14 protein-coding genes and 1 pseudogene are annotated in these 14,856 nt (G+C 70.0%); 14 read left to right on the forward strand and 1 reads right to left on the reverse strand.

The genetic code is table 11. The annotated features are described in order from the left end of the window. The first annotated feature begins 1 nt into the window (after position 1). The 6 genes from VE614_RS19085 to VE614_RS19110 all read left to right on the forward strand — a co-directional run bounded on the left by VE614_RS19085 (position 2) and on the right by VE614_RS19110 (position 5,152). Positions 2-1,105 carry a hypothetical protein gene (locus VE614_RS19085; RefSeq protein WP_324938111.1) on the forward strand — a complete coding sequence of 368 codons (1,104 nt, stop codon included), beginning with the start codon at positions 2-4 and terminating at the stop codon, positions 1,103-1,105. Further along, a complete protein-coding gene (locus VE614_RS19090; protein ID WP_324938114.1) occupies positions 1,105-1,959 on the forward strand; it encodes a hypothetical protein in 855 nt (284 codons plus the stop codon). The genes VE614_RS19085 and VE614_RS19090 overlap by 1 nt, the downstream gene beginning before the upstream one ends. After that, positions 1,949-3,538 (forward strand): phage tail protein, encoded by a 1,590-nt coding sequence (locus tag VE614_RS19095; protein WP_324938117.1) that lies wholly within the window; start codon positions 1,949-1,951, stop codon positions 3,536-3,538. The genes VE614_RS19090 and VE614_RS19095 overlap by 11 nt, the downstream gene beginning before the upstream one ends. A gap of 75 nt (positions 3,539-3,613) precedes the next feature. Next, positions 3,614-4,480 carry a peptidoglycan-binding protein gene (locus VE614_RS19100; RefSeq protein WP_324938120.1) on the forward strand — a complete coding sequence of 289 codons (867 nt, stop codon included), beginning with the start codon at positions 3,614-3,616 and terminating at the stop codon, positions 4,478-4,480. A gap of 70 nt (positions 4,481-4,550) precedes the next feature. Beyond that, a complete protein-coding gene (locus VE614_RS19105; RefSeq protein WP_324938123.1) occupies positions 4,551-4,814 on the forward strand; it encodes a hypothetical protein in 264 nt (87 codons plus the stop codon). Further along, the gene (locus tag VE614_RS19110; RefSeq protein WP_324938126.1) at positions 4,811-5,152 is read left to right on the forward strand and encodes a hypothetical protein; all 342 of its coding nucleotides are present in this window, start codon (positions 4,811-4,813) and stop codon (positions 5,150-5,152) included. The genes VE614_RS19105 and VE614_RS19110 overlap by 4 nt, the downstream gene beginning before the upstream one ends. 457 nt (positions 5,153-5,609) lie before the next feature. Here VE614_RS19110 and VE614_RS19115 read toward each other — a convergent pair whose 3' ends face one another. Further along, the gene (locus VE614_RS19115; protein WP_324938128.1) at positions 5,610-6,011 is read right to left on the reverse strand and encodes an ATP-binding protein; all 402 of its coding nucleotides are present in this window, start codon (positions 6,009-6,011) and stop codon (positions 5,610-5,612) included. A 296-nt stretch (positions 6,012-6,307) separates the two neighbouring features. Here VE614_RS19115 and VE614_RS19120 point away from each other — a divergent pair, with 296 nt between their 5' ends. From VE614_RS19120 to fxsT, 8 genes and pseudogenes are all read left to right on the forward strand, one after another. Next, the gene (locus VE614_RS19120) at positions 6,308-7,159 is read left to right on the forward strand and encodes a Scr1 family TA system antitoxin-like transcriptional regulator (RefSeq protein WP_324938131.1); all 852 of its coding nucleotides are present in this window, start codon (positions 6,308-6,310) and stop codon (positions 7,157-7,159) included. A gap of 13 nt (positions 7,160-7,172) precedes the next feature. Next, complete coding sequence (locus tag VE614_RS19125) at positions 7,173-7,364, forward strand: DUF397 domain-containing protein (protein WP_324938134.1); 192 nt, start codon at positions 7,173-7,175, stop codon at positions 7,362-7,364. Positions 7,365-8,109: 745 nt separating this feature from the next. Next, positions 8,110-9,210 carry a radical SAM protein gene (locus VE614_RS19130; protein WP_324938137.1) on the forward strand — a complete coding sequence of 367 codons (1,101 nt, stop codon included), beginning with the start codon at positions 8,110-8,112 and terminating at the stop codon, positions 9,208-9,210. A 14-nt stretch (positions 9,211-9,224) separates the two neighbouring features. Beyond that, positions 9,225-9,368, forward strand: coding sequence for a hypothetical protein (locus VE614_RS19135; protein ID WP_324938140.1), 144 nt, complete (start codon positions 9,225-9,227; stop codon positions 9,366-9,368). A gap of 82 nt (positions 9,369-9,450) precedes the next feature. Further along, a complete protein-coding gene (locus VE614_RS19140) occupies positions 9,451-10,272 on the forward strand; it encodes an aminoglycoside phosphotransferase (RefSeq protein WP_324938273.1) in 822 nt (273 codons plus the stop codon). Then, positions 10,269-10,709 carry a hypothetical protein gene (locus VE614_RS19145; protein WP_324938142.1) on the forward strand — a complete coding sequence of 147 codons (441 nt, stop codon included), beginning with the start codon at positions 10,269-10,271 and terminating at the stop codon, positions 10,707-10,709. The genes VE614_RS19140 and VE614_RS19145 overlap by 4 nt, the downstream gene beginning before the upstream one ends. 134 nt (positions 10,710-10,843) lie before the next feature. Continuing rightward, positions 10,844-12,001: pseudogene (locus tag VE614_RS19150) on the forward strand (MDR family MFS transporter); the annotation flags it as partial. A gap of 104 nt (positions 12,002-12,105) precedes the next feature. Beyond that, positions 12,106-14,853 (forward strand): FxSxx-COOH system tetratricopeptide repeat protein, encoded by a 2,748-nt coding sequence (fxsT, locus tag VE614_RS19155; protein ID WP_324938145.1) that lies wholly within the window; start codon positions 12,106-12,108, stop codon positions 14,851-14,853. The last annotated feature ends 3 nt before the right edge of the window (positions 14,854-14,856 follow it).

Below are 14,856 nucleotides of genomic sequence, written 5' to 3' on the forward strand. Positions count from 1 at the left end.
GTTGCCCTCTCCCCCGTACCGGGCGCTGCTGTGCGATCTTCGGTCCGATCAGGTCCTCGACGCGCTGCCGCTCGCCGACGTGTCCCTCGACGACTACATCGGCAAGGTAGGCGCAGCCTCGGCGACGATCCCGATACCGAACCGGCAGCTCGCCGCCCGCGCACGGGCCGCCGTGGTCCCGGGCCGTACGGCTTTGTGGATCGAACGGGGGCCCGAGCTGTGGTGGGGCGGGGTGCTCTGGACTGCGAACCTCACGAGCGACGACCGCGGGTTTCTTGGCCTACAGGTACAGGCCGGCGGGTGGGCGAGCTACCTCGATCACCGCGTGCTGTTCCACACCCAAGAGGCCAAGGGAACCGATCAATTCGACCTCGTCCGGGCGCTGCTCGACTACGCCGCCGGCCTGCCCGGGGGCGACATCGGCATCGAGTACGGGGCCGAGCTCTCCGGAGTGCTGCGCGACCGCACGTACAGCCGCTACGACCAGCCGCGCATTCGCGAGTTGATCGACCAACTCGGCGCGGTCGAGAACGGTTTCGAGTGGCGCATCGCCAGCCACCGCGACCCCGGCAGCGGCCGGCGCGTCAAACGACTACAGCTCGGCTCGCCGACCATTCGGGCCGGCACGTCCGAGATCGTGCTCGACCACCCCGGGCCCGTGCTCGCCTACGGGTGGCCGATCGACGCCACCGTGCAGGCCAACGTTTGGCAGGCGCGCGGAGCGTCGGACAACCGCAACCAAGCCGCGGAATCGGTGCCGATCGTGTCCGAGCTGCTCGTCGACGCGGGCGAGCTCGCGGCCGGCTGGCCGCGGCTGGACGGGACCTCGGACTACTCCACCGTGACCGAGCCGCCCACCCTCGCCGCCCATGCGCGGGCAGACCTCGCCGCCTCGCTCCACCCGCGCACCATCCCCGAGGTGACCGTCGCACTCGACCGCGTCGCCCTCTCGCCGGCCCTGCTCGGCGCGACCATCCGACTCCGCATTCGCGATCTGTGGTGGCCCGAGGGCCTCGACGAGCGGTACCGCGTCGTCGGCCTCGCGATCTCCCCGCCCCTCCGCGGCCGGCCCGAAACCGCCCGCCTGTACTTGGAGGCTGCCTAGTGGCTGCGATCCCGCAAGACCTACTCGACCGAATCCGCGAGCTCGAACGCAAGGTGCGCGAGCTCGCTGGCCGCTCACAGATCCGCCCCGCCCTTACCGAGGTCCTGCACGGCGACATCGTCATCGGCGAGGGCGGACAGCTCATGGCCAAGACACCCGACGGTCAGACGACATTCATCGTCGGCGACACCAAGCAAGGCGACTGGGGCGTCGGCATCGGCCGCCACGACGGCAGCGCCGCCCTGACCGTCGGCGACGACGTCAACGGCAGCGAGCGACAGATGATCCGCATGTGGTCCCGCGACCGCAACGCCCCCGACCGCATCCTCGTCATGGATGACGCCTTCTCCGACCGCTACCTCGGCCGGCCGTGGCTCCCGTTCCCCATGTACCCGACCCCCAACTCGACGATGCAAGGCACGACGTCATGGCAGTACGCATGGCTCGGCCGGATGCCCGTGCAGAACGCAGTCGCCGTCATCAGCTTCTCGACGATCTCAAGCGCCGGCGGACAGGTCCGCATCAACTACGTACCGCCGAGCGGCGCCCCCCAGACGATCAACACATGGACCGTCCCGAGCGGCTCGCAGTGGATCAACCAGACAGTGACACAGCCACTCCACGGGACCGAGTGGGGCGACTCCGTCCTGTTCCAGATCGAGCACCGCAACAGCGCCAGCACCGGCGCCATTGAGACCCGGATGTTCTCCGCCTACACCCGCAACACCCGATCGCCCAGTGATGCGCCCAACATGCCCACGCGCACCGCCGCCTCGGCCCTCGCCTCGTTCGAGCTCGATGCGGACGCTCCCACCGACCAGCAGGAGGAGGGAACCGCCGGCAGTGCTGCCTGAGTCCATCCCCACCGTCACCGTTCGTGCCCGCTTCCTCTCACCGGACGGCCGCCCCTTGTCGGGGTCGATCGTCTTCCGCGCCCCGAGTCAGATCACGTTCTCGCAAGCCGACGTGATCCTCGGTGGTCCGGTCGTCGCGCAGCTCGACGCCCAGGGCGCCATCGAGGTAACGCTGCCGGCCACCGACGCGCCGGGTATGGACCCGGCCGACTGGTCATACACCGTGACCGAGCAACTCGCCGGCATCCAGCCAGGCCGCTCGTACGCGCTGCTGCTGCCGGCCGAGCAGCCCGAGGTCGACCTCGCCGACGTCGCCCCGCGCGACCCCAGCAAGCCGCAGTATGTCGCCGTACGGGGCGCCTCGGCCTACGAGGTTGCCGTCGCCGAGGGCTTCACCGGTACCGAGCAGCAGTGGCTCGCCTCGCTCGTCGGCCCCACCGGAGCGAAGGGAGATCAGGGCCCGGTCGGGCCCACCGGCCCCCAGGGACCAGCCGGCGCCACCGGGCCGCGCGGCGAGCAAGGCCCGGTCGGGCCCACCGGTCCGCAAGGGCCGGCCGGACCCACCGGCGCCACGGGGCCAGCCGGCCCCACCGGTCCGGCCGGCGTCGTCCAGTCCGTCAATGGCCAGTCGTCCGCCGACATTGTCCTCGCTGCTGCCGACGTCGGCGCGATCCCGACTACTGCGGCCGGCAGTGCCGGCGGCGTCGCCACCCTCGGCCCTGACGGCAAGGTGCCCACGGCGCAGCTCCCCGCCACGTCAGGCGGCGGCGCGGTGACGTCCGTCAACGGCAAGCAGGGCGACGTCGTCCTCAACGCCGGCGATGTGGGAGCGGCCACGTCCACACACACCCACACAGCCGCGGAGGTGGGAGCCGAAGCCGCCGGGACCGCGGTACTCCTCGCCGGCACGCAGACGATCAGCGGCGCCAAGACGTTCAGCACCGTGCCCTCGTCGACCGCAGCCCCGACGACCGCGAACCACCTTGCCCGGAAGTCGTACGTAGACGCCGCGGCGTTCGCCGGCGAGTGGTCGCCGGCTGATCACGGACTGCTCGCCTGGGCGTTCGACCCCGTGCTCGCACAGTCCACGGCCCTCTACCCCGGATCGGGCCCGATCCGAGTAACCGCCCTGATCCTCCGAGCGCCAGCAACGATTGACCGCGTCGTGTGGTTCGCGACCGGATACGCCGGCGGCCTCACCGCGGGATCGTGGGCAGCGATCTACAACAGCGCCGGCACCCGCGTTGCAGCGACCGGCGACATGTCCACCGCCACGTACGAACCGGCCGAGGTGCACAACGCCGGCGGCGCGACGATCAGCTCGCCGCTCACGGGCGCGTACTCGGCCGCGGCCGGCATCTACTACGTGGCCTGGCGACTCCAGTACAACACCACGACCGGCAACGGGCCCATGCTGCTCGCCGCGGAGTCCAGCGCCGGCGCTCCCCCGAACGTCTTCGGATACACCGCCGTCAAGCGCTTCGGCGTGTTCGCCACCGGCGGCACCTCCGCCCCGGCCTCGATCAACCTCGGCGCCATGGAGAACGGCGCCAACCGCTTCTGGTGCGGCTTGGCATAGCCCCGCACCCCTCCCTCTTTCGCACGCCCCGGCACTGTGCCGCGGGCGTTTCTTCATGTCTGGAGACACCCACCCATGGCAACCCCCTTCACCCCCGATCGGCTCGCCGCGATTCTGCGCACCGAGGGCGTACGCGTCATCGAGTACGGCCAGTGGCGCACCCACAACCGCAACCACCGCGGGACGTTCGGGCCCATCAATGGCGTCATGATCCACCACACCGTTTCCAGCGGCACCGACCACTCGGTGCGCCTCTGCTACGACGGGTACGCCGCACTCCCGGGCCCGCTGTGTCACGGCGTGATTGCCAAGAACGGTGACGTCTACCTGATCAGCGCCGGCCGCGCCAACCACGCCGGCGCCGGCGACGCCGACGTGCTCGCCGCCGTCCGCGACGAGCGTGCGCTGCCGGCCCCGAACGACCGCAGCGCCGACGGCAACGTGCACTTCTACGGGTTCGAAGCCATCAACCTCGGTAATGGTGCCGACCCGTGGCCCGACGAGCAGCTCGACGCCATCGAGCGCGTGTCCGCGGCAATCTGCCGTGCGTACGGGTGGAGCGCCGCGAGCGTGATCGGCCACAAGGAGTGGACCAACCAGAAGACCGACCCGCGCGGTTTCTCCATGACCACCATGCGTGAGCGCATCGACCGCCGGCTCTCCACCAAGCCGGGCCGGCCCGTGCCGGCCCCGAAGTTCGAGCCGTTCCCGGGGGTCGAGTTCTTCAAGCGGTACCCGCGCTCGGCGATCATCACGGCCATGGGCCGGCGCCTCGTCGCCGAGCGCTGCGGCGCCTACAGCCAGGGACCGGGCCCGCAGTTCACTGCCGCCGACCTCCGCTCGTACGCGAAGTGGCAGCGCAAGCTCGGATACACCGGGCGCGACGCCGACGGTTGGCCCGGCCGCAAGAGCTGGGACGCGCTCAAGGTCCCCAAGGTCTGACCACCCACCCCACGGGCCACCCGCACACACGCGCGGGTGGCCCGTTCCCATAGGAAGTGAGGCACCACCCATGACCGACGCCAACCGCCGCACCGCCCGCACAGTTGTGCAGACCGCGGTCGCCCTGGCCGTACTACTGCCGGCCATCGTCGACGCGTCCGGCATCCCCGCATCCCTCCCGTGGGTCGCCGGCGCGCTCGCCGTCGCCGGCGGACTGGCACGCGTGATGAGCCTTCCGGGCGTACAGGCCCTACTGCCCGCCTGGCTGCGCGCCGAGCCGACCGCCGACGACCGGCTGCTCGCCCTGTCCCGAAAGGAAGACCGCACCGAGTGAGCGCAGCGACGACCGGTGTCGCATCCCTCGACGCCGCGGTGCTCTGGTGCGGCGCGGTCGTCGCCATCACGGGCGCGCTCACCCTCGCGTGGCGCGCGACGCGATCCGTGCGCCGCATCGCCGGCAAGGTCGAGGACTTCGTCGATGACTGGCAGGGAACACCGGGCCGCCCGGGTGTGCCGGCCCGTCCCGGCGTCATGAGCCGGCTCGGCACCATCGAGGCCAAGCTCGAACGCGTCGAGCACGAACTGCACCCCAATTCCGGCGCATCCTTGCGTGACGCCGTCGACCGAGTCGACGAGCGCACACGACGGATCGCCCCCGACGACACCCCCTGAGACACTGCGCCCCCGCTACCGGCCTCGTGCCAGTAGCGGGGGCGCCCTTTGTCGTTGCTGGACACGCGAGAGGACCCTCGACGGCCGCGGAACGTCGAGGGCCCTCTCTAGGGGGTCACCATGCGCACGACTTACACAGCCGCGGGCATAGGAACTGCTCTCCCCTCCCTGCCGCCGTCCGCCCCCACGTTGGGAGACGAGCTCGGGCGGACGCGGTGGACCTTTGGGGCGCGTGCGTGGCGCGCGTGCTTCCTCTTGGGCGGTGGCTCGGCAAGGATCGTGACGCGCACGGTGTCCTGCCAGCAGAAGCAGGTGTACGTGTACCCGTCCCGGTCCAACGGCGGCGGCGTGAAACCGCGGTGCGGGTTCGGCAACAGGGCCCACATGATCAGCAGCGCGAGCAGTAAGGCGCTCACAGCGAGGATCAACGCTCCCCAGAACACGCGGTCGTTGAACATCATGCGGCGGCGCTCCCTTCATGGTCGATGAGCGTGAAATAGACCGCCTTCGCGTGATCGCCCAGGATTCGCACGTTCCAGTCGGCGGCGAGGGAGTCGACCAGCAGCAGGCCGCGCCCGTGCTCGTCGCGTGCGTATCGGTCTGCGGGAACGAGCAGCGGCAGCTCGTTCGGGTTGTTGTCGCGCACGAGCACAGTCGTCTGCCGGTGCGCGAGCGTTACCTCGACGGTGATCAACGAGGTTCGGCTGTGCCAGTGGGCGTTGGTGACCACCTCGGAGGTACAGACCCGGGCCGGCTCGACGAGCCGCGGCAGGTTCGCGGTCCGGAGCACCAGGGCGACCCAGTCTCGGGCGATCTTCGGCGTAGTGGCCAGGCTCGGAGCGGTGAGCCGGTAGCTCACGCCCCTTACACCTGGCTGTGCGGGAGGTACTAAGGCTGTGTTCGTCATGTCGTCGTCTCCCAACGCGGTCCATAGCTCGCGCTGCTCGCCACCGTGGCCGGGCCACATGAGGGGGCGCAGGCGCACCGAGGCACGCCGCGCCATGGCTGCACTGCGGATTTACCGGCAGGCTGCGCGGTGCTGTGAAGACGGTAGCGTGTGCGTATCAACAGTGGTACCCCTCGGGCTCACCTTTGGAACGAGGTGGACCCTTGTTAGGACACGGGCCACACTGAGACCCGACAGGAGGGGAGCCCATGCCACCCAGGAAGGCCCCGACCGCGCGGCAGCGTCGGCTCGGTTCGGAGCTGCGGAAGCTCAGGGAGCACGCCGGCCTATCGCTCGTCGATGCGGGGGCGCTGCTCAGCACCGATCGGACGAGCATCAGCAACACCGAGTCGGGCCGTTTCGGCGTGAGCGGTGAACGCGTGCGCACATGGGCGAGCCTGTATGGATGCCCGGATGAGCAGTACGTCGAGGCACTCGCAGACATGGCCGAGGAACGCGGAAAGGGATGGTGGGAGGACTACCGCAACGATCTTTCCGCCGGCGCGCTCGATCTGGCCGAGCTGGAGCACCATGCGCGTGCGCTTCGCGCCGTTCAGATCATGCATATGCCTGGCTTGCTTCAGACCGAGGACTACGCTCGGGCCGTTTTCGAGGAAGCCGTTCCACCGCTCAGCCCGATAGCCCTTCGGCGACGACTGTCGCATCGCTTGAAGCGCCGCGACGTGCTCGACCGCCCGAACGCGCCGACCTGCACTTTCTTGATCCACGAGGCTGCGCTGCGCATGTCCTTTGGTGGCCCCGAGATCGCTCGCGCTCAGCTCGACTACCTGCTGAAGCAGTCCGAACGAGACAACGTGACCGTGCGGGTCATTCCCTTTCACGTCGGAGGTTTCCCGAACGCCGGAAGCTCGACACTCTATGTGTATGGGGTAGTGCCCCAGCTCGACACGGTGCAGACGGATACGCCGCACGGTCCCGCGTTTCTCGACGCCGAAACGCGTCTCGCCAACTACCGAGCAGTTCTTGATCGAACCGAAGAGAAATCACTCGATCCCGAACGAACACGCGACTTTATCCGCGAAATTGCACAACAAGTATGAAGGCGTGGGAATAGTGGAAATCAACTGGCAAAAGTCCTCATACTCGACGGACTCTGAGGGCAACTGCCTGGAGCTCGCCGAGCACGGCGGCGAGATCCTCATGCGCGAGAGCGACAATCCCGACGTGGTCGTGCGGACGAGCCGCACGAAGCTGCTCGCCTTCCTGCTGGGCGCCAAGGATGGCGAGTTCGACAACTTGATCTGATCGCCCCGCCAGCACGAGCGGCCCCTCGCCATCCGGCGGGGGGCCGCACTCGTTGCTCGTATCAACGGTTGGCATATGCCGTCTCACTCATTAGACGTCAAACGGTTGATACGCAACCGTCGCTCGCGCTACGTTCCGGGGGCGCCGTCGTCCGGGCTAGGCCAGGCAGGACCGGGCTTGCGACGACGCGTAACTCTCCCTGCATGTACGCCTGTTGGGAGAGCCCCCGAGGGTTGCCCCCTGCCTGACCGGCCAGCCCCGTTCAACAGGCAGGGGGCAACGTTGACCCGTGGTTGGAGGGCAGGCCATGCACGCGTTGCGCCCCCGAGTGGGATCACCCGGAGCAACCTTGCCAACGGTCGACGTGGCTTTCTGGTGCGAGCGAGTGCGGTACCGCTCGCTTACAGCCGGCAAAGTCGACGAGGCGAACCGCTACGAGGTCAGCACACCAGCCGAGGCGATCCGCCGAGTGCGGATCGAGGTGCGAACCCTCGCCTCATCCCTTCCCCCGATAGAGCGAAACCGCGCACTCGAATGGACCGACAGCGGCGGTTGCCTGCACGCAGTCGCCGCACTGCACCGCCGCGAACCGTGCGGCTTCTCCCTCAGCGACGGATCAGCCTGGGTTGAGTGGGCAATCCGGCCGTTCCTCCGCTTCCGCGTACCCGATCACCGCCTGCTGCCTATCGTTCCGCCCCACGGCACGCCCGCACACGGCGAGTCCATCTGAGCTGCTGGAGGCACCATGCACGAGCTCATCGCAAGCCCATTTCTCGACGAGTACCTCGTGCTACGCCCCGGGGACTCCAGCGGAATCAAGATCAAGGGACACCACTACTTGGAGTTACGCCAAGCAGTCGCCGACGAGACCCTGCCCGACTGGCTGCGCACCGCCGCCCGCCGGCGGTGGCAGCTCGACCTCGGCGACAAGCAGCCGAGCACCGCCGTACTGATCCGCGACCCCTCGCCCTACGGCCACGGCCGCGCCTCGTACGAGGTCAACGCCGGCTGCAACTGGAGCTGCGACCACTGCGTCTACGGCGAGAAGAAGCACGACGGACTCGCGTGGGAGCCCCGCGAGCGTCTGCTGCACATCCTTCGAGACGCCGGCGTGCTGTGGATCGAGCTGGGCGGCGGCGAGTGCACCATCGACCGCCATTTCCCCGAGACGTACGCACTCGCCTACGACCTCGGCATGATGGTGGAAATCCTCACGAACGGGTCAACGCTCGGCCGGCCAGGTATGCGCGCCCTGCTCAGCACACGCCGGCCCTACCGCGTCACCATGAGCGTGTACGGGGCCACGGAAGCCACCTTCGACGCCTTCACCAACCGCCGCGGCGCCTTCCGATCCTTCATGCACGGGTTGCATGCCGCACGCGAGGCCGAACTGCCGCTCTCCCTCAGTGTCGTGATCACGCGCAAGAACGCCCACGAGGCCGAGGCAATGCGCGCCCTCGCCGAGGAGTTCGCCCCACGCGTGCGCGAGTACCGGCACATGTCGCCCACCTTCGCCGGCGACGACGACCCCCTCGCGCAGCAGGCACCCGAGTACCTGCACAACCGAACCCCCTTCACCGGATGCGACGCCGGCCACACGTCCCTCAACGTGACCCCCTTCGGCCTGGCGACCGTCTGCAAAGTCTCCCGTGACCATCCGATTCCACTCCTGAAAGAGGGGGTCGCGGGTCTCGCCCGGCTCGGGAACGCCGCCGACCGAGCGCTACAGCGTCACAGCGGGTGTAGTGGATGCGCCCTCCAGAAGACGTGCACCACCTGCATGCCGCTCGTGACCCTGTACCGCAAAGCCGGCTCGCCCCTGGACCGGTACTGCCAGCACGCATGAGAGGAAGTACACCCATGGCCCCTGTAGCGACTGCACCCGTCGCCGTAACGATCACCAACCGGCCGGACGTCGAGGACGAGATCGAGTTCGTCGAGGACCTCGACGCCCTCGCCGGCAACGAGGTGATGCGCGGCTGCGGCGAAGACAACCCTTACTAGGCCGCACCACCACACGAGGCCGCCCGCCGCGCGCGGGCGGCCTCGCCCATTCCCGAGCCCTACACTCCCGCACGTGGTGACCATGAGACAGCAATGGGACGACCTACCCGACGCCACCCGCGACGCAGTCGCAGCCCGTACCGGGCCCATCTACGCCGCAAGAACCGCCGACACCGGCCGTAACTCCGAAATCGCCGCCACCCTCGACACCCGCACCGGCCCCGTGTTCGTCAAGGGACTGACCTGCAACCACCCCCGCGCGTGGACACAGCAACGCGAGGCCACCATCGCCCCGTACGTCGCCGGCCTCGCCCCACGCCTGCTGTGGGAGATCAACGACGGAACGTGGCACCTGCTCGGTTTCGAGCACCTCGACGGCCGCCCCGCCGACTACCGCCCCCACTCAGACGACCTACCGCTCGTCGCTGAGGCGATCATCAACCTGTCCAGCGTGCGCGCTCCCGTCGACCTCGACCTGAAGCACATCGAGCAGCGCCTCGCCGACTACCTCGACCACCCCGACGACGCCGAGCTGCTGCGCGGCGAGACCCTGCTACACACCGACTGGACACCCGACAACGTCCTGATCGTGAACGGCGCCGCCCGCGTCGTCGACTGGGCATGGCCCACCCGCGGCGCCGCATGGATCGACGCCGCATGCTGGGTCGTCTGGCTCATCTCCGCCGGCCACACCCCCGCAGACGCCGAACAGTGGGCCGCCAAGACCCCGACATGGTCCACCGCCCCCACGCGCGCACTCGACATCTTCGCCACCGCGCAGCAACGCCTCTGGGCCGGCATCGCCGAGGAAGCCCCCGAAGTCGAATGGAAACGGGCCCTCGCGACCGCAGCCGACCAGTGGGCGAGCTACCGCCGGCCGCAAGACCAGGAGAGCACCCCGTGACCGATCCTCTGATCCACCCGCACGAGACGCTCACCACCCGTACCGGGGAACCCGTCGCCATCGATGCGGACATGGTCCCCGTCATCCGGGAACTGTGGCGCCTCGGGTACACGACGACCGCCTGCTGCCAAGACGTAGGCGAGGCCACCGCCGGCGTGCGAGCCGAGCGCGACACCCCGCTCGGCTACGGCGGCGAGGCGTTCATCGCCTACCACCGCGGCTGGGCCCTGCTCAAAATGCCGATCCCCGACGCAATGCGATTCGTGGCCCTGCTCGCCAAGACACCCGCGTTCGCCGACCACGTCAGCCACCCATGGCGCCCCGGTTCCTGGCGTATGAACGTGCCCCTCGAACCCGACGGACTCAGCGAGGCCGCACTGCTGCACTTCCCGCGCCAGCAACTCCCGCAGCTCGTCGACACCCTTCGCCAGCAGTAGAGCAGCGTCCCCGACCCGCCCGCCGGCGCCCCTCCATCGGTGCCGGCGGGCGGACTGTTCCTCGGCCCGTTCGGGAATGCCCCCGATTCGACGAACGCACCGAGGGCCGGCCGTTGCGTACGGTTTAGCAAAGAGCTACCTTCATGGCGCTCTACCTCACCCTCGACCGCGGCTACTCCGCCTCCTACGCCGGACTCGTCGCCGCCCTGCACGGCCTCGGCGGGGTGATCTCCTCCCTCGGCGCGGGCGTGATGACCGACCGGCTGGGCCGGCGGCCCACCCTGCTGATCGCCCAGTCGTCGACCGCCCTGTCCGTCGCGCTGCTCGGCTTCATGCACGACCCCGTCGCCATCGCGGCCGTCGCCTTCCTGGTCGGCATGGCCTCCAACGCCTCCCGCCCGGCGGTGCAGGCGATGATGGCCGACATCGTGCGCCCCGAGGACCGGGTGCGCGCCTTCTCCCTCAACTACTGGGCGATCAACCTCGGCTTCGCCGTCTCCTCCATGGCCGCCGGCTTCATCGCCGAGTCCAGCTATCTCGCCGGCTTCCTGATCGAGGCGGCGATGACGATGGCCTGCGCCATCCTCGTCTTCGTGAAGCTGCCGGAGTCCCGGCCGGAGCGGACCCCGGTCGAGAGGGCCGCCGAGGCGACCGGGCTCGGCACGGTGCTGCGCGACGGGCGGTTCATGAGCGTCGTGGGCCTGTCCTTCCTCGTGGCGCTGGTCTTCCAGCAGGGCTCGGTCGGCCTGCCGGTCGCGATGGGCGAGGCCGGGTTCACGCCCGCCGAGTACGGCCTGGCGATCGCGGTGAACGGCGTCCTCATCGTCGTCCTCCAGATCCCCGTCACCCGCTTCATCCAGCACCGCGACCCGCGCCGCCTGCTGGTGGTCTCCTCCGTCCTCGCCGGGTACGGCTTCGGCCTCACCGCATTCGCCGGATCGGTCGGCGCGATCGCGCTCACCGTCTGCGTGTGGACCCTCGCCGAGATCGTCAACGCGCCCACCCAGACCGGGATCGTCGTACGGCTCTCCCCCGTGCACGGGCGCGGGCGCTACCAGGGCATGTACACCATGTCGTGGGCCGTCGCCGGGCTCGTCGCCCCGCTGGTGTCCGGGTACGTCATCGACCGGTACGGGGCCGAGTGGCTGTGGGCGATGTGCGCGGCCGTCGGCACCGTGGCGGGGCTCGGGTACGGGCTGCTGATGCGGCGGCTGCCGCCCGAGAAGACCGGGGAGCAGCCGGCCGCGGCACCGGTGCCGGCCGCGCCCAGGCCGGCGACCGAAGTGGCCTGACACCGGCTCCACGCGGAAGGGCGTACGCCGCACGTCCCGTACGGCACGATGGAGAAGTACGTGCCGTAAACGGTCCCTTGAGGCCGCCGGGGTGGGAGACGCGGATGCCCGACGAGTCCGAACTGATCTTCGTCAGCCATGCCGGGCGGGACGACCAGTGGGCGGAGTGGGTGGCCTGGCATCTGGAACAGGCCGGGTACCGGGTCGAACTGGCGCTGTGGCACTGGCGGGCCGGCGACGACTTCGTGGCGAAGATGAGCGAGGCGCTGGAGCAGGCGTCCGCCGTCGTCGCCGTGCTCTCCCCGCACTGCTTCGAGCCCGGCCGCCACACGGAGGACCAGTGGCGCGCCGCCGTCGCCCGCGGGGGACGGCTCATCCCCGTGGTGGTCGAGCCGCTGGAACGGGACCGGTTGCCGGCGTTCCTGTCCTCGCGGATCCAGGTGGACCTGCACGAGCTGCCGGACGAGAAGGAGGCGGTCAAGGCACTCACGGAGGCGGTCCGGGGCCGGGGCCGCCCCGAACGCCCGCCGCTGTACCCGCCGGCCGCCGCGCCCGGTCCGCAGCCGCGCTTCCCCGCCACCGCCTCGGCATCGGCGGTGTGGGAGGTGCGGCGGCGGCGCAACCCGCATTTCACCGGACGGGACGACGTGATCGGCGAGATACGGCGGAAGCTGCTCGCGGAGCGGCACGCCGCCGTGCAGGCGCTGCACGGCACGGGCGGCATCGGCAAGACGCAGGTCGCGCTGGAGTACGTGTACCGGTTCCGCGAGCAGTACGACATCGTCTGGTGGATCGACGCCGAGCAGGCCGACCAGATCCCCGTGCACTACGCCGAACTGGCCGCCCGCGCCGGGGTCGCCAAGCCGGACGCGGGCGTGGAGTTCAACGCCCGTTACGCGCTGGACCACCTGCGGTCCCAGGAGCGATGGCTGATCGTCCTGGACAACGCGGAGGACCCGGAGCGGCTGGAGGCGCTGCTGCCGGACGGGCCCGGACACGTGCTGATCACCTCCCGGAACCCGGCGTGGGGGAAGATCGTGCCCGGCCTGCAGCTGGGGGTGTTCAGCCGCGAGGAGTCGATGGGGCACCTCACCGGCCAGCTGCCGTCCCTCACCGAGGAACAGGCCGACGCGCTGGCCGAGGCGCTCGGCGATCTGCCGCTGGCGCTGACGCAGGCGGCGGGCGTACTGAGCGACGGCATGCCGGTCGACCAGTACCTGCGGGTCCTGGAGACCAACACCGCGCAACTCCTCGACCACGGCAAGGCGCACGGCTATCCGGCCTCACTGGCCGCGAGCATCGGCATCGCCCAGGACCGGCTGAAGGACGGCCACCAGGAGGCCGTCGCCGTCCTGCGGCTCGCCTCGCTGCTGGGGCCGGAGCCGGTGCCGACGGGGTGGCTGGTGGCGGCGCGACCCCGGCTCACCACCGTCCCGGGGGACCCCGGCGACTTCCGCTGGCCCCAGAACGCCCTCAATCCGCTGGCGCGGTACGGGCTGGCGGTGGTGGGAACGGACGCCTTCCAGGTGCACCGGCTCACCCAGGCGGTCGTACGGCAGGAGGCGACGGGCGACGTTGACGCCGGGGCGTTGTGGGACGACGTGGCGGCGCTGCTGACCAGGGTGGAGCCGGGGGATCCGGATCTGCCGGAGGCGTGGCCGGGGTGGGCGGCGCTGACCCCGCACCTGACCTCGGGACTGGAGCCGTTGAGCGGCCGGGCCGAGCTGCGGCGCACACTGCTGATGGCCGCCACCTACCTGGTACGCAGCGCCCAGCCGCAGGCGGCCCGGCAGCTCGCGGAGAGCCTGCACCGAACCTGGGCGGTGGCACTCGGTGAGGACCATCCGGACGTGCTGGACGCGGCGCACATGGTGACCTGGGCGCTCGACGGGTTGGGGGCCCACCCGGAGGTGCTGCCGCTGGTCGAGGACGTCCTGGAACGGCGCCGCAGGGTGCTCGGCGAGGACCATCCCGACACTCTGCGTTCCTCGTACGATCTGGGCGTCACCCAGGGCAATCTGGGCCGGCCCATGCTCGCGCTCGCCATACTCCAGGACGTCCTCACCCGGCGCCGGGCGACGCTGGGCGACGACCATCTGGAAACACTCCGCTCAGCCGACGCCGTGGCCGGGGCCCTGGGCGATCTCGGCCGGTACGAAGAAGCCCACGAGATGACCGTCGACGTCTTGGAACGCCGCCGCAGCATGTCCGGCGACGGCCACCCCCACACCCTCGGGAGCACCCAGAACCTCGTCCTCTGCCTGACTTCACTGGGCCGGGGAACGGAGGCCCACCGCCTGGCGACCGACACACTGGAGCGGTACCGCGCGGTGTTCGGCGACGACCACCCGGAAACCCTCCGCATGGTCAGGACGCTGGTCGGAGCTTTGCTCACGCTCGACAAGGTCACCGAGGCCCACCGTGTGTCCACCGACGCGCTGGACCGATGCCGCGCGCTGTTCGCCGAGGACCACACCCAGACCGTCCACGCCGCTCACGGCGTCGGAGTGACGCTCCTTCTCATCGGCCGGCCCGAGGACGCGCACCGCATGCTGTCGGACGTCCTCGAACGGCGTCGGCAGAAGTACAGCGACGACCACCCGCACAGCCTCCAGGCAACGCACAACCTGGCCAGGGCGCTCCACGATCTCGGCAGCCACTCCGAGGCCGAACGGCTGCTGAGAGCCATCAGAGCGCGTATCCCCCGCGTCCTGGGTGACACCCACAGGCTCAACCAAGCGGTCGCTCTGACCCTGGCGGACGCGCTGGCCGCCCAGGGGAAGCACTTCGAGGCCCAGAAGCTGAGGTCGGCGACCGTGCGCAAGATCCGGTCCCAGCTCCGCCGCCGCTGACGC

Origin of the sequence: Streptomyces sp., from assembly GCF_035645055.1 — a bacterium.
Classification (GTDB): Bacteria; Actinomycetota; Actinomycetes; order Streptomycetales; family Streptomycetaceae; genus Streptomyces.